Source organism: Serratia sp. 25CWL12 (assembly GCF_055790885.1).
The window spans coordinates 2,193,875-2,215,908 of sequence record NZ_CM147698.1; the positions used below are offsets into that span (position 1 = coordinate 2,193,875).

A 22,034-nucleotide genomic window follows, 5' to 3' on the forward strand; every position below is an offset into this window, starting at 1 on the left:
CTGTCCGGCGTTTTGAGGCGAAAACTAAACTGGCAAGGATGAATAGGCTATTCTATAAACTAGTGGTTTTTATTAAAGCTATTTTTACAGCAATAAATAATTTTGTTTTTTAAATAAATAATGACTGGGGTGATAATAATTGTTAACAGGCTTAATAAAAACCAATAGTCAGGGTAAATCACCCACCAAAAAGCAAAGGTTATAAATAACCCTATATGTATAAATATATCTGCGAGCACATCATTTATAAAGTATTTTAACAATCTATTCATATTCACATTAATTTAATTTTATTTAGTTACTGAGCATAAAATCGCGGCAAGCGCTCTAACGGTGAAAATACAAACACCCTTATTCCAAAACTGCATGATTTTCAAACTCGAACAGTATAATAGATTGCATCTCATAACCTGTTAGCATATCTATCAATGAATTTTTTCATGATAAAAATCATTACGTATGACAAACTGCCAGATAACGCGATCAGTGTCACCCTCAATGGATTGCCGGCAAACCATTGGAAAAACAAAACAGGTAGCGCGTGAGATGATTCTTATCACAGTGTTACCTCTTAAAAAATAGTGTTCAAGACAGCCCAGGGGATTAATGAACCTCTTCCATGAGGTTCACCCTTCGGGACAACGCAAGCGCTGTGCATAACGCTTTGCGTTTTGTCCTGCAACTCGAATTATTTAGTCTATAGCCTGTTTTTGGACGCCAGGCTGAGCTCTATTTAAATGGAATTGCAAAGAGACTGTTATTATCAAATAAAGGAAATCCAGCAGCCCCTTCACTTTTAAAGGTAACTTTCCAGCAGCCTTGATTATAAATATTAGCTTGTATATCTATAGGGTCACGACCACATTTTTCCACATCAAAGATGGCATTTGTTTGATCAGCCGGTCCACTTTGAGGGATAAAAATTAGGTTTTTACCGGTTAAATCAGATGGAATATCACTGCCTGATTGACCACCTAATGTTATAGCCGCAAGAAACTTCCCTGGTTCTTTAATTTCACCAGAAAATCCATCTGCCAAGCCTTCAACAACAGTGCTTTGCATAGCATAAATAGTTTCTTCCTTACTAAGACCAGAGGGTGAACCTATCACCTGGCCTACATCGGCTATTGGGCTTAAAGCTGTATCAGTTTGAATAGTAACAATGTCTCCCGCTTTTAAATTACGATCTGCGGTCCACATGAACACGCCTTCATTTAATGCAGGCTTGGCTTTTTTCCTATCCCAAAATGTATTTTTAACACTATAATAATCACGATCCGTAAAAATAATTCCCGTACCTCCGTTGATATCTTTCATCAACATAAATGCTATCGCATCTGGTGCTTCAGCATTAGCTGCTACAAACTGAATATCCCCAACCTCAAGTTTTGTTGGTTCACCCGCCGTAACGAAAGTACCAAGCTCCTTACCGTTAAAATCATTACCTGCACTATCTTTAACTAATGTATCTTCAATACGTAATGAGTACGATTTAGCGTTTTCAAGCTTTGTTGTTGGCCGAATGACTAAACGATTAAATACCACTGAAACTTCAGAGCTTTCATTATTGTAAGAAGAAAATAACTGATTGCCTTGATAGATTGCTAATTTACCATTGCCTAGAGTGACCCCTTCGTCAAAAATGAGCTCAATACGAGTATCCGTGTTAACGCCAACAACCCCATCGGCTGGGAATTGCTTGACTAAGTTAGGTGCTTGTTGGTCCTCTAACTGTTGGCCTACCTGCATATATGCCCCTTGAAACTGTTGTTCATTGGCAGGTAAATCTTTAGAAATAGCTGTTCGGCCTGGCCAAATAGTATCACCATTATCTAATAGAAACTGTAAATTATCTTCTTTGCTAACCGTCTGTACGATAGACTCAATACTGCCTTTATTTATCGCCCTTAACTGTTCCAAGTCATTATCAAGCATAATGGGTTGATCACTACCACCATACCATTTGAATAAGACAAAGTTTTGCTTCACTTCAGCAGTGGATAGACCTGAAGGACCACTAACAATAAGATAGTAGTCATCCCTACGTATAATATCCCGTACCCCTCGACCACCCAGGTTTAATTCAAAAGGCTCGCCAAATTGCGCTGTCGATGCTGTACCATTTATTAAATCTATGTAGTTAGTTACCGGTAATATCAGGGCCTTATTACGTGCTCGCTGATCCATCTGTGGAGCTCGAAATCCTAACAACAATGTATCTCCATTGATAGTAGCACCTTCAATCGAAAAACCACTGACACTTTCAGGTACACTACCCGCAGCAGCTGAGCGATTAAAGCCAAAATAGCCTACACCTTTACCATGTATATTATTGTTATCCCAACTTATAAGATCTTGTTCTAATCCTGAGTATTTATTAATGTATTCAAATGTTGTTTCTGAGCCCGTACCTTTTACATTAACGGCAAACAGATGCCCACGATCCGCTACTGCCTCTCCACCATCTTGCTTGTTACTATGTGAACCAATAACCAATAATTTCCCAGGCTGATACCAAGCTAATGCTTCGACATCTAACTCTTTAGTCAACCCAGTCAATACGCTGTAATCCCACTCGTTAACAGCATTAATTGCTTGAGTAGATTCCGTGGTAGAACGCGGATAAACTCTCAAGAAATTAGCTTCATCGTCTGCCACTATCATATAGTTACTGTCTAATGCTACTGCGCCAGATGCATCAGAACTACCAAATTCAGATGCGGCAGTATAAGTTGATATAACGACAGGTTCTTTTTTTTCTTTCTCTTCCGGATCAGTCTTTTCTTTCTCTTCCGGGTCAGTCTTTTCTTTCTCTTCCGGATCGGTCTTTTCTTTCTCTTCGGGGTTTGTTTTTTCTTCAGACGTCTTTTCTTCTTCTGCCACAGGAATTGTTCTTGAACCACCGTCTGAATCACAAGCTGACAAAATTGAAATAATAAAGGCGAAAACAGTCATTTTTTTCAGTATGTTCATGTCTCACTCGCTTAATAAACTATACCCGTCATACTTCAAATTGCTTGGTTGTTGGCTGCATCCTTGCGCACCAGTCCCATAGTTGACTATGCTCTTGGCGCCCCTCGGACTTGCCGCCTATAGGCAAATCGAATTATTAAGGGGTCTTGGAATTTAAATTAGTTTTGCTATCAGGGTGATGAATTACCCCTGGCTGCTGATAATATCATAACTTGATAAGGGCTTTGCAATAACAAAAATAGAATAATTTCACTTAAAAAAAGAAATCATAATCTTTTTTTGTTTCAATTCTATTTCATTTTAATTCTCCTCCCAAAATACTTCGCTTTGCTTACGCAAACTTGTTATCAGTGAAGATGTCGATTATGCCCTTCATACTTCGCAAGTACATACGAAAAAAACGCGATTCGGTTGACCTTGCACCAATAAAAATCCCACTCAGCATGTCACCGAGTGGGATCTATCACTCACTGTTATTAACGCAGGTCTGGTGTTGTGCCGCGCGCTGCGCGCAATTGCCTTTCCTGCTGTAGTGCTTGCAAATCTGCCGGGCGGACCAAGGTTAATGCCTTGGTTGGGCACACTTCTACGCACGCCGGGCCACCACTGTGGTCTTTGCACAGATCACATTTATTCGCCTGTACCTGTTGCTGACCATTGGCGGTAGCGCAGACCACCACCTCCATCGCACCATAAGGGCAGACCGATACACAGCTTTTGCAGCCAATACAGCGTAATTGCTGCACCTGAACACTGTCATCCTGATGGGAAATCGCACTATTAGGGCAAGCATTCAAGCAAGGCGCCGCCTCACACTGGCGGCACAATATCGGCACACTGACATTATGCGTTTTGATTACCTTCAAGCGAGGATTAAAATTCTCTGCTGTCATTGGCAGTGAATCCTCATCGCTATGAGCCATAACGCAAGCGATCTCACAAGTGCGACAACCAATACAGAGCTTCATATCGGCGATAACAAATTGATTCATCCCGTCACTCCTTGGGCTGCATTACAGCACATTAAGATAATAACCAATGCTTTCCGCAGCTTTGCGCCCTTCAGCAATGGCGGTCACAATCAAGTCTGCCCCGCGCACAATGTCGCCACCTGCAAATATTTTGTGATTACTGGTTTGGTATGGATAGCCTGCCACCGTTGGCGCAACCACCCGCCCTTGCCGGTCCAGTTGCACATTATGCTCCGCCAGCCAGCCCATGCGGTGTGGACTAAAGCCAAAGGCCATGATCACTGCATCCGCAGGGACGATATGCTCAGACCCCGCCACAGGTACCGCCTGCCGACGGCCTTGACTGTCTGGGGCCCCCATTTCGGTACGGCGCATCTGAATACCGCTCACGTTGCCTTCTTTATCAACTACAATACTCAGCGGTTGCAGGTTAAACATAAATTCCGCACCCTCTTCGCGGGCATTTTTCACCTCCTTCTTCGAACCGGGCATACTCTTTTCATCACGGCGATAAGCACAAATCACCTGCTCCGCACCATGGCGCAACGAGGTACGCACGCAGTCCATCGCGGTGTCACCACCACCCAGCACTACCACCCGTTTACCCGCCATATTGATGTAGGGGCTCTTCGGGTTGTCGTCATAGCCCATTAAGTGTTGGGTATTGGCAATCAGGAAAGGTAATGCCTCATAAACCCCCGGCGCGTCTTCGTTTTCCAGGCCGGAACGCATTGACTTATAAGTGCCTACGCCAAGGAACAGGGCATCGTAATCATTGAGTAATGTTTCCATCGAGATGTCTTTACCGATTTCGGTATTCAGCCGGAATTCCACCCCCATTGAGCTGAAAATTTCACGCCGTCTGACCATCACATCTTTGCTCAGCTTAAACGCCGGAATACCAAAGGTCAGCAGGCCACCAATTTCCGGGTAGCGATCAAACACCACAGGCTTGATGCCATTGCGTACCAGAATATCGGCACACCCTAAACCCGCAGGGCCGGCGCCAATAATCGCCACCCGCTTGCCGCTCTGTTTTACTGCAGACATATCTGGCCGCCAGCCCAATTCAAAGGCGGTTTCGGTAATATAGCGTTCGATATTACCAATGGTGACGGCACCCCCATGGTCATTGAGGGTACAGGATTGTTCACACAACCTATCTTGTGGACAAACACGGCCACAGACCTCTGGCAAGCTACTGGTCTGGTGCGACAACTCTGCCGCTTCCCAAATGCGCCCTTGTTCCGCCAGTTTGATCCATTGCGGGATCTGGTTATGTAAAGGACAAGTCCAGGAGCAAATGCTCTGTTTGCCACAACTCAAACAACGCTCCGCCTGCTGCTCAACCTGCTGTTCATTAAATGGCTTATAGATCTCGGCAAAGGTGGTTTTACGCGCTTCAAGGGGAATTTTGCTGGCTTCCAGGCGTGGAGCACGCGGTTGTTGCAATAAATCGAGGATCGGTTTTGGCTGGGCACTGCCCCCCTGCTGTTTGGCACTGCTGCCAAACGGTTGGCCTGGTGTATTACAACCCGCAGCACGCAAGCGCTTTTCCTGCTGCTGATCCGCCAGCATTTGCTGATCAACCAAGCGTAATGCGTGGGTCGGGCAGGCTTGCACACAGGACGGGCCATGATTGAGTTCATTACAGAGGTCGCATTTCTGCGCCTCGATTTTTTGATAGCTGTCCGCAAGCCGATGATTAGGCGGTTGCACGGTTTCAGTGACCACCGTCATCATGCCAAACGGGCAAGCCACCGCACAGGATTTACAGCCAATGCATTTTTCTTGGCTGACCAGTATGCTGCTGTTGCTTTGTACAATCGCCCCGGTCGGGCACACATTGGCACAAGGTGCATCTTCGCAGTTATGACAAAACACCGCGGTATTGGCACTTGCCCCGCGAATGACTTTCACCCGTGGGGTAAAATACTCCCGTTTACTGGGGTATTCCCCCTGGTTGTGCGCTGTGACACAAGCGACTTCACAGCTTCGGCAACCAATGCAAGCTTCAGATTCTGCAACGATAAATTGATTCATAGACATCCCTTCCAAACAAGCTGATTGGGAACAAACATCATTTGTTCAGGCTGGTGACCAATAACGTTGATTAACCAGAGGGTGCTAACGGGGCACCTGGCACAGAGGACCCGGGCTAAAAAGTGATTGAGTCACAATCTTAGTGATTGACGTTATACTCTTATATGGCTGGCGTAGGCAGGTATCAGTAAGATTATAACCTTGTTAATTTAATAGTCATATTTGGTGAGATTCCATGACATTTCGCATGAAAATGACATATCACCTCAATGGAAGTGACATATTGCACGAATACCCTGTTATTCAATTGCCCATTCACAGAACTCCCCCTGTCTGGTCTATGATTAAACAATATACACGTTGACACCCAAGGCGAGCACCATGGCAGAACAGAAGCGCGGATTCAGCAAACGCTACCCTTTGCATATCCAAATTGCTGCTCTTTTTACTTTGCTAATTGTCTCAATCGGCAGTGCAATCGTTTTCTTCAGCCATCAGCAACTGACTAAACTCACTGAAGCCAGCACCAACAGACAGAACCAGAAAGCCAGTGAGATCATTGCGACGGAATTAAATTCCATTACTGGCAGCATGAGGATGTCAGTCAATATTCTTGCTGGTACTCGCATCATGCAAGCGGCGACACTTGAGCAACGAATCAATACCATTCCTTTGATGCTCTCGGTGCTGCAACAGAATGATTATGCCTATGCCATCTATAGCGCTTACCCCAATGGGGACTTTTTTATTCTGCGCCGTCTTAATGACGGTAACCGCACGTTATTCCAGGCACCAGATAATGCTAAATGGCTGGCGCAGAGTAACCGTTTTTTAGACAGTGAGCCGGAAACCAAGGCAATATTTTTAGATAGCAAGCAGCAGGTTATCATGACGAAAAACCTGCCGTTTAACCATTTTGACCCCCGGGAACGGCCTTGGTATCAACTTGCTGCCCAAACACAAAATCTGGTGACCTCCCCTCTGTACACCTTTAAAGCTAGCGGTGAAACCGGCTTTACTTACAGCATACAGGATAAACATAGCGGTACTGTTATCGGCCTGGACGTTTCACTGGCGTCACTTTCCCTGTTTCTTGAACGCAATCTGCCACCCAATAGCCAAGCGGCGGTGATCAATTTTGCCAATGAAATTCTCGCCAGCCAGCCACCATTGAAACAGTTGGCCGCGAGCAGTAGTGAACAATTACGCGATATTGCCAAGATCCCGGTGTTACAAACGTTGCTCAGCACGCGGCAGGATGAACATAGCGGTAACAGCATCCTGTTTACTGCCCAAGGTCAAAGCTGGTATGGCTCGGTGATCAAACTTGATGAGCACGATAAACACTACATGCTGGTCACCTCTACCCCATCGGCCTATCTGACCGCAGATGCTAACGCTATCCGTAACCGCTCAACGTTAATCGCCCTGACTTTGCTGCTGCTCAGCCTGCTACTGGTCTGGTATTTTTCATTACATATCTCCAGGCCACTGATCCGTTTGCGCCAAGATGCCGACGCGATCAGTAATCTGCATTTCGACGATCAGCCAGAAAAGCCGTCAGTAATTGAAGAAGTTGACGATTTACATAACGCCATGTCAAAAATGAAGCTGACACTAAAACAGTTTATCTCGATGGGTAGCCTGTTGTCGGTTAAAGATGACTTTCCGCAGCAGATGCAAGGGCTGCTTAATGAAACCAGTAAAATCGCCGCAATGAATGGAGGAATTGTTTTTTTATCTGACAAGGAGCTGGGCTATTTTTCCCCTATTGCGTTCAACTGGGCAGGTGAAAACCCGCATATATCAACCATCGCAGCGCTACAACTTGATCAGCAGCATTCAGGCCCGCTTGGGCAAGTATTGTCTGGCCAAACCGTGGCTGGGGTATTTGATAATGATAACCTCCCCAGTCAATTGCTCAATTTTATGCAACCCCATTTACCCCTGCGCTATATCGCGGTGCCGATGCAAACGCATGAACAACAGTTGATGGGTTTCTTACTGCTATTTTGCCCCTATAAATTAAGCAACGAAGAAGAAAGCAGCAAAATACAGCTGGTCAACGCCCTGGTAGGGAGTTTGTCGGTGGCGATAGAAACCCAATATCTGTTGCAAGAGCAAAAAAATCTGTTGGCCGCCTTTATTGAGCTGATCGCCGGGGCGATTGACGCCAAAAGTGCCTATACCGGCGGCCATTGCCAACGGGTACCGGTAATTACCAATATGTTGGCTAAAGCCGCCGTTGAAACTAAAGCAGGGCCTTTTGCCGACTTTACGCTTTCGCCCAATGAATGGGAGGAGTTACACATCGCCAGTTGGCTACATGACTGCGGGAAAATCACCACACCAGAAGCGGTGGTGGATAAAGCGACCAAGCTGGAGATGATTTATGACCGCATTCATGAAGTGCGTATGCGCTTTGAAGTTCTGAAGCGCGAAAAAGAGATTAACTACCTGCGCCAGCACGCGGTAATTGCGGCAACACCCCAAGATGAGCAGCAGTTACGTGATGAACTGCAGCAATTGGATGAGGATTTCTACTTTATTGCCCAATCTAATGTGGGTGGTGAATTTCTCTCTGACAGCGCAGTCGCCCGTATTCAACAAATTGCGCAATACTCCTGGACTCGCACCCTTGATGACAGTGCCGGTGTGGCGTTAGAAGAGCAGGCACGGAAAAAACGCCGCCCAGCAATCACCCTGCCGGTGCAGGAAAAACTACTGGCGGATAAAGAAGAACATGTTGTTTATCGGGATGACAAAAATCGCTTACCCGAGAGTTACAACTTCAAAGTAAAAGAGCCGACTTTATTGTATAACCACGGGGAGATTTATAACCTGAGTATCAGGAAAGGCACCCTGAATGAAGAAGAGCGTTACAAAATTAATGAGCACATTATCCAGACCATTGTGATGCTGAAAAAATTGCCGTTCCCGCACACCATGGCGAATGTTGCCACCATTGCGGGAGGGCACCATGAACGTATGGATGGCAAAGGTTACCCTTATCAATTGACCCGCCAGCAAATGAGTATTCCAGCGCGCATAATGGCTATCGCCGACGTGTTTGAAGCCCTCACCGCCGCTGACCGACCTTACAAACCCGGCAAGCTATTGTCAGAATCACTCAACATCATGACTAATATGGCGAACGAAAACCATCTGGACCGCGAGTTGTTTATGCTCTTTTTACAATCGGGTGTTTGGCATGAGTATGCAAAATCCTATCTGCAGCCGGATAATATCGACCCTGTTGATATTACTGCGTTACTCAGCAAGCTAGGCCAAACGCAACAATAAAGGTCTAAGCCAGGTTCCTCAGGATAGGTGAGTTAAAAAGCCACCTGAAAGCATCAGCGCTTGCAGGTGGCTTTTCTCATTGCAATCCATAATATGCGGGTCCGCTGGTCAATTATCACTCCGTTTTAAACATGGGGATAACCTTACCCCTAAACGACGCATAGCGGCCCCGTAGGGCCGCAATATCGCGACTATTCGGGTCTAAAAACCTTAATCAATTTTGTACCGCACCTTCTGCATCTTCCGCATTATTGACATCATCTTCTTCTGGTTTTTTCTCTGGGTGATAACCATTGAAGTACAGATTCAGCACCACTGCCGCGACTGATGAAAGCAAAATGCCGCTATGTAACAGCGGTTGCAAAGACTGCGGCATCTGGTTAAAGAAATCACCTGCTACTACCGGGATCATACCCAGCCCCAGACTGATAGCAACAATGTAGGCGTTATAACGGTTAGCGTTAAAGTTGACCCTGGCGAGGATTTTGATTCCGGTGGCTAAGACCATACCAAACATCACGATACCGGCCCCCCCTAATACAAACTGGGGAATGGAAGCCACAACAATAGACATTTTCGGGATCAGACCGAACAGTATCAAAATAACCCCGGCCATAACACATACCCAACGGCTGGAGACCCGCGTGATACTGACCAAGCCGATATTTTGTGAGAACGAGGTATGCGGAAAGGTATTAAAAATGCCACCGATGATAGTTCCTATACCATCAACCCGTAACCCGCGTATTACATCCGGTTTGGTGGTCGGGCGGCCAACAATTTCACCCAACGCCATAAACATGCCCATCGACTCGATAAATACGATCAGCATCACGATCGTCAGGGTGACAATGGAAGCAGCATCAAAGGTTGGCCAACCAAAGGCAAAGGGGCGCACCACCGCAAACCAATCTGCATTGTCCAAACCGGCAAAACTGACCTCGCCCATAAAAAGCGCTACCACAAAACCAAAGGCAATACCCAACAGTACCGAAATATTAGAGATAAAGCCTTTACTGAAACGTGTGATAAGCAGAATAAAGACCAGCACCATTAACGAGACACCGATATAGGCAGGGTGACCATAATTGGGATTCCCCCGACCGCCAGCAGCCCAGTCAATCCCCACCCGCACGATACTTAGCCCAATCGAGGTGATCACTATTCCGGTAACCAATGTGGGGAACAGGCACATTAAGCGCCCCATAAGCGGCACCATTAATGTGGTGATTACACCAGCGGCAATGGTGGCGCCAAAAATACCCGTCAAGCCAATGTTCGGGTTTGCCCCAATGGCCAACATGGGGGTCACGGCAGCGAAGGTCACCGACATAATGACCGGCAAACGGATACCTGCAAAGCGCCCAATACCAATACATTGCAACAGGGTCACAATGCCACAACAGAATAGATCGGAACTGATTAAATAGGCTATTTGCGCTTTATCTAACCCCAGACTGCCACCAATCATCAAGGGGACGGCGACTGCCCCTGCATACATGACGAGCACATGTTGCAGCCCCAAGGTAAATAAGTGTGCAAAGGGTAAAATCTCTTCTACTTTATCAATCGGTTTATCAACGGATTGTTCAATCGCTTGCGTCTTTTGGTTCGGCAAAACGTCATTCATGTTGGTCATTAGACATCACTCCTTTACGGCCCAATTCAGGGTGTTCAACCTATGGGCTACGATTCGAGAGCGGACATACCCATCATCCTTCATGTTGCAATGCTGTTCACTGCGATACACTGCCCCTCCTGGACTTACCCTTTCGGGCCGCTGCCTCAGCGAAAATCTGCAACTTAAATAAACTTGGGTATATCCCTCCCTTACAATTGATGTACTCAACATCTGATCTTTTAACTCTTGCTGAAGGTCATAACCTGGCAGTGATTGAACAAAGCACCCAATTAACACGCTGTTGGATTCGGGCCAGAATCACACTAGGCTGTTCTCAGACTAGAAAAGTGTATGCATATTTTGTGCAAGGGAATGTGGCAACCTGGTGATATCAGGGAGAGATATAATTAAATGAGAAAGCCATCACAGATGGGTATTGATCAGTTTAGATATTATTAACATTATCTTTTGCTAAAAATAACATTTCCGGTTAGTTATGCATAAATAACACCCAACGCAATCGATTAAATTACCAATTTGATTCATTTTACATCAACTACTGTCTCAATTTGAGACAACTTAGTTGACATGGCACTCTTAAGCAGCAAAGGAAATATAAGTTATCAAGATATAATGTTGCCTACGAGACGTTGTTAGACCTACAGAAAACTGTGTTTTTCGCTGACAAATTTGGGGATAGCGCAGACTGCCGGGTGCTTGTCCGCAAGCCAACCAACGAAGACTCTAGCCGCTGACACAGCCAATGGCGACTCGGCAGTTATCATTATGGTATGTGATAGATTTGAATTTTATAGAGGTCGCGGAGTGCCAGCATATTGCCGGTTATCTCTCTACCGGCGTCATTGAACATTGCCACTGGCTTGGCTGCCCTGGCTGCTGCCCACAGTATCAAGCACTGCCACCCCCTCAGTACCCTTATCGTCGGTATTAAAGCGGCGTTTCCACAAAGCGAAATTGTGTGACATCAAATAACCCCATGCTGGTTAATTTCAACGCGGGAATCACCGGCAGTGAAAGAAAGGCCATCTGAATAAAGGGCTCATTAAGTTTAATGCCACATGCCAGGCAAGCCGCCTTAAGCTCAGTGATGGATTGAGCAATCTCTGTTGTTGATAGATCGCTCATCAAGCCAGCAATGGGTAACGCCAGATGGCTCTGGACCTGATGATTATTCACTACACACAACCCCCCGCCATACTCAATCAATTGATTAATGGCCAGTGCCATCTCTTCTGGCCGATGACCAATCACCACCAGATTATGGCTATCATGACTCACACTGGCTGCCAGTGCGCCTTGTTGTAGCTCGAACCCCTGTAATAACCCAAAGGCTGGCGGATGATTTTTGCCATAGCGCTCTAACACCGCGATGCGGCAGATATCAGGCAGACTAAACCTATCACCTAACCACTCCGCCTGCTGCTGATGGGTGATTAATTCATTGGGTACCACCTGAATAACTCGGTAGCGGTGGCCGTTGGTCAATGGCAGCGTCAACGCCGCAGCAGTGACCGGTTGCCGATCAATAGTATTCTGCAATGGCGGTTGAGTGAGCTGTTGACGTTGTTGGCGGGTAGATTGTAACTCTTCATTGTTCAGTCGCTCACCCCTGATAATCACTTGGCGTATAGAAACTTGGTTGAGGTCATCCAGTAATACGATATCCGCCTGCTTGCCGGGTGCCAGCAGCCCCAGGCGTTTAAGGCCAAAATGCCGTGCCGCTGACCAACTGGCAACCCGATAAGCCACATGTGCAGGAATATGATGTTGATTGATCAAGCGATGGATCAGCGAATTAATATGGCCTTCGTGAGTAATCTCCCAAGGGTTGCGATCATCTGTACATAACATACATTGCGGGCTGTTAAATTCATTGATCAACGGTGCCAACGTATCCAGATTGCGGGCCACAGACCCTTCGCGGATCATCAACGCCATCCCCAGAGAGAGCTTTTCCCGGCCTTCTGCCCGCAGTAAGGTTTCATGGCAGTTCTCGATACCTGCGGCAATATAGCCATTGAGATCTTTACCGGTGAGCAGCGGGCAGTGACCATCCAGCGTCAAATCACGAAATGTGTCTAGCTTATCCAGTATCGCGCTATTTCCTGCAATCACGCCGGGGTAATCCATCATTTCTGCCAGCCCAAGCACATGGGGGTGGTCATGGTAGGCCTGCATTTGCTCCACCGGAAACTCTGCGCCGTTAATATCGCACCCCGCCAGTGCCGGCACACAGGAGCTGATTTGAATAAACTGATTTTGCCTGGCCTGTTCTGCGCTGCGTAAAAACCACGCCAAGCCCGTTTGCCCCATCACATTGATGATTTCATGGGGATCACAAACAATGGTGGTAACTCCCAATGGTAACGTGGCACTTTCAAACGTCACTGGGGTCATCATGCTGGATTCAATATGCAGATGCGCATCGATAAACCCCGGCACTGCAATCGCATTATGTGCATCAATACGCTGAAGTGCTGCAGCCCCTTGATAGGCTGGGCCAATACCGGCAATGGTATTACCGCTGATAACAATCGGCCCCGCTATTTCTCCACCGTTGATTAAATCGAGGATGCGGACATTTTCAATCATCATGTCGGCCACGGCTTCGCCACGGGAAACCGCCAACAAGCGACCGGTCTGCTCACGGGTGAGTGATTGTGTCTGTTTCGCCATCGACTTGTCCTTATTGATTGTTATCACCTATGATAAATGCAGTTATCATTTTGATATTTAATACATTTAACTCTTATCTAGTGTAGCCTGCAAAACGGATGCCGTAGTGTGTGAGATGTCACTAATTGTTATTATCGGCAAAGAAAATGCCTGTAGGGTTTGAGTGCCAATTTTGAGGGTCAATATTGAAGGCCAATGTTGAAGGCCAATGTTGAAGGCAAATAGTGTTAAAACTTGATCTAACCGCTTCGCCCAGACAGCCAACGCTGGTTTGAATGTTTCTGTTCGACTCAATGATAGTCAAAAGATATGACTACGCACGATAAGCAACCATGATGAATTGTCATCGATTCGGAGCCTGATGAGAGACGTTCCTGTGACGCTCTTTGGCTAATCAGATACCCATATTCAGTTCGTTTTTCAGATATTCCAACCAGTAAAAATTATTTAATATCAAGAGATAAACAATAATAATACAAACCCATTACAGACCAATAATATTTAGCTAAAATGCATAACATTTTACTGTGCTACACTGTTTGATAGGTTTAACACACCAAAGAAATATTTATGAATAAGAATGATGACACTGACTTGAACAAAGTAAAATGCTTGGAATGTGGCAAGTTTTTTGATTTTTTAGCACCACATGTCAATAGAGCCCACGAGATGACATTAATGCAATATCGCGAGAAATGGAAAATTCCCAGGCACCAGGCATTGGCCAGTATCACGCACCGAAGAAGATGCAGTGAGGTCACAAAAGAGCGTATAAAAAAGGGAGACTTAGTCCCTGATGAGCAAATCAGGCTGATGGCCATTGCCTACAAAAAATCTGACAGGAAAAATATCACCTCTTCACTTTTGAAGGAACGCTCTTCAGAAACCGCTCGTAAGCATCAAATCTGGAAATACTCCCCCGTCATCAAGACGATGAGTGAGGAACTGCGACAGCAAGCCATTCGTCGAATGCTGGCTAGGCCGGTATCAAAAGAGTGGGTAAAAGATATTGCCAAAGACCTCGGCATTTCAATCGGTCACCTCTATGAATTGGTTAAAAAAAACGCCCATAAATAGGCGGTAGTTTAGCGGTGTTGCATGGCACTCGAGCATAATGGCATTTGACCTATTGAAAATAACAATCAATTAAACAAGTACCATATTCACCATCAATAACTTCCTGGCGGATAATATTGAATGGGTGGTCAATGAATTGGCCCGTTACCGCCTTGATGAGCGCCCTACTGACCAGCAGAGACCATTACCCTCACGAAACCCATATACTCACAAAATCAATATGTTCACAAAATCAATCTTTTACAAAATCAATGTACTCACGACATTCATGATGAAACATTTTATCTGTTGGCTGCCTAAATAGCCGCCAGCGCAACTGTTGCTAACTTCACTACGCTAATCCGACAGAACCCTTTTTCATGCTCTCCTCGATTTCTTTATACTTAAAAAGTATTAGCATCATACAAAAAAGGTGTTAGACGGCAAGCCCAGGTCAGATATATGGTCATAAACACCCTAAACTGCCAAGTTTGATACTGTAAAAATATGCTCAAGAGCATTGAAACACTGTTGCTAGATGTCCCGGTAATCCGCCCTCATCAGCTTTCTGTCACCACTGTCAATGTGCAAACCCTGGTCTTGGCGCACGTACTTTGTGACGACGATATCGAAGGCTGAGGAGAAGCCACTACCAACGGTGGCCTGAGTTATGGTGAAGAAAGCCCCGAAAGCGTCAAGGTCAATATTGATACCTATCTGGCTCCGCTACTGATAGGCACCGAGGCCAGCCAGGTAGCCCAAGCCATGGCCCAGTTACGCAAATCAGTACAGGGTAACCGTTTTGCCAAATGTGCGTTGGAAACCGCTTTGCTGGATGCACCAACACGGCGGCTGAAGACCCCGCTCAGTGAACTGCTGGGGGCGTGTGCGTGAGGCACTGCCAGTTGCATGGACTTTGGCCAGTGGCTATCCAGCCAGGCTGTAGCCGAGCATAAGATCTATTTTTAGCGTTTTGTTTCCAGTTAATTGATCAGATCCATGGAAGGGCCAAAGAACATACTCCCTATTTTTAAATATAATTTAATTATGCCAAGGAATATTTTATGCCTCCAGCAGAGATAAACAGCGTTGATATTACACCCATCATCGACCAGGCAAAATTTCAATCTATTCACCGTCTGACTATTTTTTGGTGCGCCTATATTATTATTTTTGATGGCTATGATTTAGCGGTATTGGGTGTGATCTTGCCGAAATTAATGGCCGAGTGGGGGTTAAGCGCAACACAAGCGGGACTATTAGGCAGCTATACCCTGGTAGGTATGATGGTCGGTGCACTTTCGTTGGGTTCTCTTTCTGACAAGATCGGTAAAAAGAAAGTCATTACCTTCTGTGTCATCACTTTCAGTTTATTTACTTTTTTATGTGGTTTTACCCTGAATGCCTCCCAATTTGGTTGGTGTCGCTTTATTGCAGGTATCGGGCTGGGTGGCGTTATGCCCAATGTAACTGCACTCACCAGCGAATATTCACCTAAAAACAAACGCAGTTTAATGGTGGGTTTGATGTTCAGTGGATACTCGATTGGCGGCATGTGGGCGGCGATCTTGGGTATTTACTTAATTCCTTTATTCGGCTGGCAATCGATATTTTATGTGGCTATTTTTCCGCTCCTGTTTTTACCTTGGATGATCAAACACCTACCTGAATCAGCGGCTTTTTTAATCAAGACCAACCAGCATCGCCCTTTAAAAGAGATCCTGGAAAAAATAACCCCAAGCGCTCATTACCCATCAGGCACTCAGTTTTTCAGCCAATCCGTCATCAGCACCGATCAGGTAAAAATGACGCTGGGTGATCTGTTCAAAGATGGCAGAACATTAAGCACCCTGATGTTCTGGCTAGTGTTTTTTATGTCACTCTATGTGATCTATGGCATGACCTCCTGGCTACCCAAACTGATGTTACAAGCGGGCTATCCTCTTGGCTCCAGCCTCTCTTTTCTGTTCACCTTACACTTGGGCACCATTGCCGGTGCCTTGAGCAGTTGTTGGCTGATGGATAAAATCAGTGGCAGAAGCGTCTTGCTCGGTTACTTTCTACTTGGCTCCGCGACCATTGCTCTGTTAGGTACTGAAAGCTCGATGGTTTTACTGTACCTGCTGTTGGTGATTGCCGGAGCCAGCACCATTGGCACTCAAATTGCTGTCACCTCTTATGTGGCACGTTTTTACCCCAGTAGCATGACAGCGACGGGATTAGGGTGGGGGCTGGGTATCGGGCGAATCGGTGCCATACTCGGCCCATTCGCGGGTGGGTTATTAATCGATATGAATTTATCGCTACAGCAGAATTTTATCGCCTTTGCCCTGCCCTCTTTGCTCGCGGCAGGCTGCATGCTATTTGTAAACCCGCGTTTGGCTGCTTCTTAAGAACAACTAGAAGCTAAACTGGCTAATGGCACCATCAGTGATAGTGAAGTATTCAGACTGCTTGACCTTATGGCAGAGATTATTATCAGCGATGCAAATCTGAAGGATGCTTGTACTGATGGAGCCAGCCTGGGCTGTATCAAGGAGATGAACCTGGCGCTTGCCGCCAAAGACAGTTATCAGGGTTATGCCGAGTACCAAACCTATTACGATCTACGCGATCAGTTCCCGGATCAAATGGCGAAGTTCGGTGATCTTATCGGTGACTACACGCATGACCTGGTACAACTGATTGAGCAAGGCTATACAAAAGAGCAAGCCCAAACCAAGCTGGCGCAGGATGCGGCCTACGCGGCCAAATATCAGCAAGCTTTGGAAGATATACCGGGCTGGGCCAAGATAGCGGTGACCATCCAGGATACGATGGGGATGGTTTATGGGGCCAAGGCAGCAGGTTTCAGTCTGGAGAAATTGGCTGCGAATGGGGCTGCGGGCAACAAAGCACCTGTACTAACAAAGAAAGCAGATGGAATTTATGAAGTCACTGTTAATAAAACTCTACTTGAGGCACATGATCGTCTTAATACCCCTGATCTTGGAGGAAGTGGCAAATTAAAACCTGCTGAAGCCGCATCTGCCGCACAGTTAGAGCCTACTCTAGGTACAATGCAGCGTTATAAACCGCCATCAGGATAAAATACAGGGTTATCCCCTGATTTTGTGATCACATCTGGCGTAAATAAAGGTAAAATAGTGGATGCCATGTATACGACAGATAGGCTGTCACAAAGAGAAATAGACGGATTAAATAAGTTTTATGAGAAAAATATGTACTCTGGAAATGGTAAAGTAGTTATTCAGGAACATTTGCAAAAAGCTGATTTTGTTCCTGTTGATTTTAGGGTTTTAACCTCAGCCAATCAAATAATCTTTATGGATTATATAAAAACGTTGCCAAAACCGCAGCAAGACAAATTTATTATTTTGAGGCCATAACATGGGTGCAGCCTTAATTTTTAGCCGGAATGATGCTATAGATAAAATTGAGGATAAGTTTAAATCCACATATGTTAATGGAAGCTATTGGGATGCCTTCGGCGATCTGCTGGATGCTGTTTTTTTGCCAGAACACCCAAAGCTGCATGAGGTGATAAAACCTGAAGAAGGTGAATATCTAAAATTTTATTCATTTGTTGAGTTAGATAAAGTGAACTTTAACAAAGCAGTTAAATTAATCAGGGACTATCTTATGAAGCAACAAAACCCAACCGAATGGCAAAAGATGGCAGAAGTAGTGTGGGAAGAAATTGCAGAGCCTTATATTATCCAAGATGAACGTTATCAGCCGCAAAGTTAAGGATGCAACCCCGGCCAGTTGGCCGGGGTTGCATCATCTAAGCCCTAAAACCCCCTATTCTCTCCGGTGCAGCGGTGAGTGCCAGTTGTTCAGTGTGGGTAATGCCGGACTCGGTCAGCCAGATGTGGCGATGATTAAGCGGGAATGTGACCGCTTGCTGTTGTTGCTGGAACAAAAGCAGGACGAAGCCCGGCTGGCAGCAGTGGCGCTCAGTGGTGACGATGAAGCGGCAGCCCTTGAGTTGTTGAATATACTCAGATAAAAACACAAGGCCAGATAGGATAGTCGTTCAATATTCAATTGATGGCGGTCGAATCATTAACCTTGACTTTAAAAGCTCTGCCGGAGGTAAATAATGCAGGATCAAGATCTTGAGCAAAAAATAGGTCAGATTTTGTATGATTGTGGGCCTGAAAATGCCCTGAAGATCATAGTAAGGGCAGAGCTCTTTACTGAAAATGATGGGGGACAGTATGAATTTGATTATCTCGACGAACATGGGGATTTAGACTGGTTCTCTCCTGATGGAAGAGCTGTTTCTGATTTAACAGATGCTTTAATCGCATATAAGTCTTTCTTTTTGGACAATAACCTCACTAATGGGCTACCTATTTGGTCAAAATGTGAAATCACGGTTGATATCCCAGAAGGAAAGATAAGCATAAATCTTCAATACGAAGATTGATAAAGATCCCGGCTTCAATGGCCGGGATCATTACATCTAAGCCCTAAATCCGCCCTATTTCCGCCGCTGCACCCGAATAATCCCTGGTGCGGCGGTGAGCGTCAGTTGTTCAGCATCGGTGATACCGATCTCGGTCAGCCTGTCACCACCAATCACCAACTCGCTGTTATCCCGCATCCAATCCGCTTTCGGGGGATTTTAAATCCCCCCCATAATGAACAGCATCCTTAACAGCTGCTCCTGCTCTATAGCTAAAATGCGTCGATTTGCTTGCTGTCAGCCACTGAGTGATGCATCGGTCAGTGGCTGATTTGAACAAACAGCGTTTGCGCTGGCCCGCAGGGTGAACGAGTTACCCAGCTAACACTCAAGTCACCTGCAAGATAACGGGAATATGCCGACAAAAGCCCGCAGATCTAGGCCATTCGCGTCTCTTTAACCGCGGGTTGCCAAAACACACTCGCCGCCAAACTAAGCACAATACTCGCCCCGATGTACAACAACACATTGTATGGCGTACTACCAAACATCCGTTCCAACAACTTCAAATAGGTCGGGGTCATCGCACCAAACAATACCACCGTCAGATTGTAAGGAATCGATATCGCCGTAGCACGTACTTGGATCGGGAATGATTCTGCAAGAAGAATCGGCACTGCGCCCCAGTGCAACCCCATACAAAAACCCAAAATAGCAAACCCGAACAACGCAAACCCGTAACTGGCATGCCCAAAGGAAAAGTAGAAAAACAGGCCAAAGAACGCCACTGCATACAACAGCACACTCACCTGCAATGTACGCTTTCGGCCAATGCTGTCAGAGAGAAAACCACCGCTCAACACCCCGAAGGCGGCGCATGCTGGTGCGGTTAAGGCCAGCCAAGTCCGCTGAATATCAGCAAGCCCCAGCAACGTTTGCACATAGCCTGGCAAATAGATGGTGACACCAAAAAATGAGACAGTGCCGACGGTAATAACGCCCATGCAACAGATAATCTGCCGGAGAATTGTCCGCTGCCTGAGAGTTTGCGACATCGAAAGAGGCGGTGAAACCTGCTGGGCTGTCTGCTTGCTGGCTTGTTGGGTATAGCGCTTAAAGTCTGGCGATTCGCTCACATACTTATGCACGTAGTAGCCCAATGGCACCGTCAGGAAGCCAATCAAGAAAGGCAAACGCCACCACACTTCGATCACCGCATCTCTACCAACCAGATACAACAGGCTCAACGCCACAATATTGGCTAACACCGGCGACAGTGCTTGCGCCACCATTTGCATGCTGGCGTAAAAACCACGCCGCTCCGCAGGTGCATACTCCATCAGAAACGCTGTCGTGCTGGAAAACAGCCCCCCTACCGCCACTGCTTGTAGCAAGCGCATGGCGATCAGCAGTAATGGGGCGGCAATACCGATCTGCGCATAGGTCGGCAGTAAACCAATCGCCCCCGTAGTGAACCCCATGATTAACATCAGCAAAACAATAAGCGGTTTTCGCCCAATTTTATCTGCGTAAATCGACAGCAAGATCCCACCTAAAGGCCGGACCAAATAGCTGATGCCAAATACAAAATAGGCATAAATCTGCGACGTTAAAGTATCTTCTGCCGGGAAGAAGTGCCCGGCAAAGTAAATGGCAAAGAAGGCATAAACCGTAGAATCGTAAAACTCTAAAGCATTACTGGTAACCGACGACACCACCGCCCGCCGACGCGCCCCACGCTGTGCATCACATTTATCATCCATAAAAATCAGCCTTATAGGATCTGGTACGTCAAACGATTTTTAGCAATTGAGATCCAGTAGGCGACCCCGAGCGGAATAATCTCATCATCAAAATCATATTTGGGATGATGGCACATTGGGGTATCCCCCTGGCCAAGAAAGGCATATACCCCTTTAACGTGGTCCAAATAGCAGGAAAAGTCTTCTGAAGGCCCTTTTGGCGTATTCACCAAATAACTGGGATGCTCAGGCAGCAGCACATTTAGCCCCTGCACCGTTTCTGCCGCCAACAACGGATCATTGATCAGCGGCGGGCAACCATTGCTAAACTTTATCCCTACCTCGCCACCATAGCCCTGCGCCAACGATTGAGCCAATGTCTGCATACGCTGCTTTACCAGTGCCCTGACATTTGCATCGTAAGTGCGAACCGTGCCGGAAAGAGTCAAAGAATCTGGGATGATATTAGGGGCGCTGCCCCCGTGGATAGTGCCAAAACTGATAGTTGCTGCCTGATGCGGGCTAACGTTACGGCTGACAATGGTTTGAATATCGCTGATCAAACGTGCGGCCATCACGATAGGGTCAATGGTCATTTCCGGCACCGCACCGTGGCCACCTTTTCCTTTGATCGTGATGTTAAAGGTATCACTCGCAGAAAGTGTCGCTTTCTGGTTAACGTGAAACTCCCCCTTGGGTACGCTGGGGTAATTGTGTAGGCCGTAGATCTCTTCAAAGGGGAAGCGCTGGAGCAGACCATCCGCCAGCATGGCTTGTGCCCCGGTTAAATCCTCTTCCGCAGGCTGGAAAATAAAGATCAGGGTCCCAGCAAAATGGCGGTGCCGAGCCAAATATTTGGCGGCGCCCAACAGCATGGTGGTATGCCCATCATGGCCACAACCATGAAAGCGGTTAGTCACCGTTGAAACATGCTGGCAAGCTGCCGGATCGTTCTCTTCGTGCATTATTAGCGCATCCATATCAGCACGAAAGGCAATACTCCTTCCTGAGCTTTCGCCGCGCAGCACACCAACCACCCCGGTTTGACCGATATTTTCATGCACCTCATCCAAGCCGCAGGCACGCAAGTAATCCGCCACCAACGTAGCGGTACGCTGTTCCTCAAATGCTGCTTCGGGGTGGGCATGAATTTTTCTACGAATCTCAATTAACTCGCGTAAATCGATAGACTGAAGATCATACATGGCTATTTC

General features: G+C 46.4%; 17 protein-coding genes and 2 pseudogenes. 10 read left to right on the plus strand and 9 right to left on the minus strand.

Annotated elements, in window-relative coordinates; genetic code table 11:
- Nucleotides 1-729: 729 nt before the first annotated feature.
- The 3 genes from ACX9GV_RS09600 to aegA all read right to left on the minus strand — a co-directional run bounded on the left by ACX9GV_RS09600 (nt 730) and on the right by aegA (nt 5,987).
- Nucleotides 730-2,973: a DUF3616 domain-containing protein gene (locus tag ACX9GV_RS09600; RefSeq protein ID WP_473197879.1), complete on the minus strand. Its 2,244-nt coding sequence runs from the start codon at nt 2,971-2,973 to the stop codon at nt 730-732.
- A 476-nt stretch (nt 2,974-3,449) separates the two neighbouring features.
- Nucleotides 3,450-3,965: a 4Fe-4S dicluster domain-containing protein gene (locus ACX9GV_RS09605; RefSeq protein WP_473197880.1), complete on the minus strand. Its 516-nt coding sequence runs from the start codon at nt 3,963-3,965 to the stop codon at nt 3,450-3,452.
- 21 nt (nt 3,966-3,986) lie between these two features.
- Nucleotides 3,987-5,987 (minus strand): formate-dependent uric acid utilization protein AegA, encoded by a 2,001-nt coding sequence (gene aegA, locus ACX9GV_RS09610; RefSeq protein ID WP_023491731.1) that lies wholly within the window; start codon nt 5,985-5,987, stop codon nt 3,987-3,989.
- A 381-nt stretch (nt 5,988-6,368) separates the two neighbouring features.
- Here aegA and ACX9GV_RS09615 point away from each other — a divergent pair, with 381 nt between their 5' ends.
- Complete coding sequence (locus ACX9GV_RS09615; RefSeq protein WP_473197881.1) at nt 6,369-9,290, plus strand: HD domain-containing phosphohydrolase; 2,922 nt, start codon at nt 6,369-6,371, stop codon at nt 9,288-9,290.
- A gap of 214 nt (nt 9,291-9,504) precedes the next feature.
- Here ACX9GV_RS09615 and ACX9GV_RS09620 read toward each other — a convergent pair whose 3' ends face one another.
- The 3 genes from ACX9GV_RS09620 to adeD form a co-directional block, all read right to left on the minus strand.
- On the minus strand, nt 9,505-10,920 hold the full coding sequence (locus tag ACX9GV_RS09620; protein ID WP_473198014.1) for a nucleobase:cation symporter-2 family protein: 1,416 nt from the start codon (nt 10,918-10,920) through the stop codon (nt 9,505-9,507).
- 851 nt (nt 10,921-11,771) lie between these two features.
- Complete coding sequence (locus ACX9GV_RS09625) at nt 11,772-11,897, minus strand: hypothetical protein (RefSeq protein WP_473197882.1); 126 nt, start codon at nt 11,895-11,897, stop codon at nt 11,772-11,774.
- A complete protein-coding gene (gene adeD, locus ACX9GV_RS09630; protein ID WP_473197883.1) occupies nt 11,860-13,608 on the minus strand; it encodes an adenine deaminase in 1,749 nt (582 codons plus the stop codon). Before adeD ends, ACX9GV_RS09625 begins: the two co-directional genes overlap by 38 nt.
- A gap of 570 nt (nt 13,609-14,178) precedes the next feature.
- Here adeD and ACX9GV_RS09635 point away from each other — a divergent pair.
- From ACX9GV_RS09635 to ACX9GV_RS09675, 9 genes and pseudogenes are all read left to right on the plus strand, one after another.
- The gene (locus ACX9GV_RS09635; RefSeq protein WP_473197884.1) at nt 14,179-14,685 is read left to right on the plus strand and encodes a MucR family transcriptional regulator; all 507 of its coding nucleotides are present in this window, start codon (nt 14,179-14,181) and stop codon (nt 14,683-14,685) included.
- A gap of 486 nt (nt 14,686-15,171) precedes the next feature.
- On the plus strand, nt 15,172-15,303 hold the full coding sequence (locus tag ACX9GV_RS09640; protein WP_473197885.1) for a hypothetical protein: 132 nt from the start codon (nt 15,172-15,174) through the stop codon (nt 15,301-15,303).
- Between the two features lie 12 nt (nt 15,304-15,315).
- Nucleotides 15,316-15,558: pseudogene (locus ACX9GV_RS09645) on the plus strand (muconate cycloisomerase); the annotation flags it as partial.
- A 170-nt stretch (nt 15,559-15,728) separates the two neighbouring features.
- Nucleotides 15,729-17,057 (plus strand): MFS transporter, encoded by a 1,329-nt coding sequence (locus ACX9GV_RS09650; protein WP_473197886.1) that lies wholly within the window; start codon nt 15,729-15,731, stop codon nt 17,055-17,057.
- Nucleotides 17,058-17,126: 69 nt separating this feature from the next.
- The gene (locus ACX9GV_RS09655; protein ID WP_473197887.1) at nt 17,127-17,753 is read left to right on the plus strand and encodes a hypothetical protein; all 627 of its coding nucleotides are present in this window, start codon (nt 17,127-17,129) and stop codon (nt 17,751-17,753) included.
- A gap of 21 nt (nt 17,754-17,774) precedes the next feature.
- Nucleotides 17,775-18,053, plus strand: a pseudogene (locus ACX9GV_RS09660) (hypothetical protein); the annotation flags it as partial.
- Between the two features lies 1 nt (nt 18,054).
- A complete protein-coding gene (locus tag ACX9GV_RS09665) occupies nt 18,055-18,414 on the plus strand; it encodes a hypothetical protein (RefSeq protein WP_473197888.1) in 360 nt (119 codons plus the stop codon).
- Entirely contained in the window at nt 18,389-18,676 is a 288-nt protein-coding gene (locus tag ACX9GV_RS09670; RefSeq protein WP_473197889.1) for a hypothetical protein, read from the plus strand. The genes ACX9GV_RS09665 and ACX9GV_RS09670 overlap by 26 nt, the downstream gene beginning before the upstream one ends.
- Before the next feature lie 93 nt (nt 18,677-18,769).
- Complete coding sequence (locus ACX9GV_RS09675; RefSeq protein WP_473197890.1) at nt 18,770-19,099, plus strand: hypothetical protein; 330 nt, start codon at nt 18,770-18,772, stop codon at nt 19,097-19,099.
- A gap of 54 nt (nt 19,100-19,153) precedes the next feature.
- On the opposite strand, the gene ACX9GV_RS09680 is transcribed toward ACX9GV_RS09675, so the two are convergent.
- The 3 genes from ACX9GV_RS09680 to ACX9GV_RS09690 form a co-directional block, all read right to left on the minus strand.
- The gene (locus tag ACX9GV_RS09680) at nt 19,154-19,276 is read right to left on the minus strand and encodes a hypothetical protein (RefSeq protein WP_473197891.1); all 123 of its coding nucleotides are present in this window, start codon (nt 19,274-19,276) and stop codon (nt 19,154-19,156) included.
- Between the two features lie 239 nt (nt 19,277-19,515).
- Nucleotides 19,516-20,841 (minus strand): MFS transporter, encoded by a 1,326-nt coding sequence (locus ACX9GV_RS09685; protein ID WP_473197892.1) that lies wholly within the window; start codon nt 20,839-20,841, stop codon nt 19,516-19,518.
- 11 nt (nt 20,842-20,852) lie between these two features.
- Complete coding sequence (locus ACX9GV_RS09690; RefSeq protein WP_473197893.1) at nt 20,853-22,025, minus strand: amidohydrolase; 1,173 nt, start codon at nt 22,023-22,025, stop codon at nt 20,853-20,855.
- Between the last annotated feature and the right edge of the window lie 9 nt (nt 22,026-22,034).

What these genes read in the sequence shown, in the direction of transcription:
- ACX9GV_RS09600 (WP_473197879.1), bottom strand. Translation starts at nt 2,973, where the DNA reads ATGAACATACTGAAAAAAATGACTGTTTTCGCCTTTATTATTTCAATT.
- ACX9GV_RS09605 (WP_473197880.1), bottom strand. Translation starts at nt 3,965, where the DNA reads ATGAATCAATTTGTTATCGCCGATATGAAGCTCTGTATTGGTTGTCGC.
- aegA (WP_023491731.1), bottom strand. Translation starts at nt 5,987, where the DNA reads ATGAATCAATTTATCGTTGCAGAATCTGAAGCTTGCATTGGTTGCCGA.
- ACX9GV_RS09615 (WP_473197881.1), top strand. Translation starts at nt 6,369, where the DNA reads ATGGCAGAACAGAAGCGCGGATTCAGCAAACGCTACCCTTTGCATATC.
- ACX9GV_RS09620 (WP_473198014.1), bottom strand. Translation starts at nt 10,920, where the DNA reads ATGAATGACGTTTTGCCGAACCAAAAGACGCAAGCGATTGAACAATCC.
- ACX9GV_RS09625 (WP_473197882.1), bottom strand. Translation starts at nt 11,897, where the DNA reads ATGTCACACAATTTCGCTTTGTGGAAACGCCGCTTTAATACCGACGAT.
- adeD (WP_473197883.1), bottom strand. Translation starts at nt 13,608, where the DNA reads ATGGCGAAACAGACACAATCACTCACCCGTGAGCAGACCGGTCGCTTG.
- ACX9GV_RS09635 (WP_473197884.1), top strand. Translation starts at nt 14,179, where the DNA reads ATGAATAAGAATGATGACACTGACTTGAACAAAGTAAAATGCTTGGAA.
- ACX9GV_RS09640 (WP_473197885.1), top strand. Translation starts at nt 15,172, where the DNA reads ATGCTCAAGAGCATTGAAACACTGTTGCTAGATGTCCCGGTAATCCGC.
- ACX9GV_RS09650 (WP_473197886.1), top strand. Translation starts at nt 15,729, where the DNA reads ATGCCTCCAGCAGAGATAAACAGCGTTGATATTACACCCATCATCGAC.
- ACX9GV_RS09655 (WP_473197887.1), top strand. Translation starts at nt 17,127, where the DNA reads ATGGCAGAGATTATTATCAGCGATGCAAATCTGAAGGATGCTTGTACT.
- ACX9GV_RS09665 (WP_473197888.1), top strand. Translation starts at nt 18,055, where the DNA reads ATGGGTGCAGCCTTAATTTTTAGCCGGAATGATGCTATAGATAAAATT.
- ACX9GV_RS09670 (WP_473197889.1), top strand. Translation starts at nt 18,389, where the DNA reads ATGAACGTTATCAGCCGCAAAGTTAAGGATGCAACCCCGGCCAGTTGG.
- ACX9GV_RS09675 (WP_473197890.1), top strand. Translation starts at nt 18,770, where the DNA reads ATGCAGGATCAAGATCTTGAGCAAAAAATAGGTCAGATTTTGTATGAT.
- ACX9GV_RS09680 (WP_473197891.1), bottom strand. Translation starts at nt 19,276, where the DNA reads ATGCGGGATAACAGCGAGTTGGTGATTGGTGGTGACAGGCTGACCGAG.
- ACX9GV_RS09685 (WP_473197892.1), bottom strand. Translation starts at nt 20,841, where the DNA reads ATGGATGATAAATGTGATGCACAGCGTGGGGCGCGTCGGCGGGCGGTG.
- ACX9GV_RS09690 (WP_473197893.1), bottom strand. Translation starts at nt 22,025, where the DNA reads ATGTATGATCTTCAGTCTATCGATTTACGCGAGTTAATTGAGATTCGT.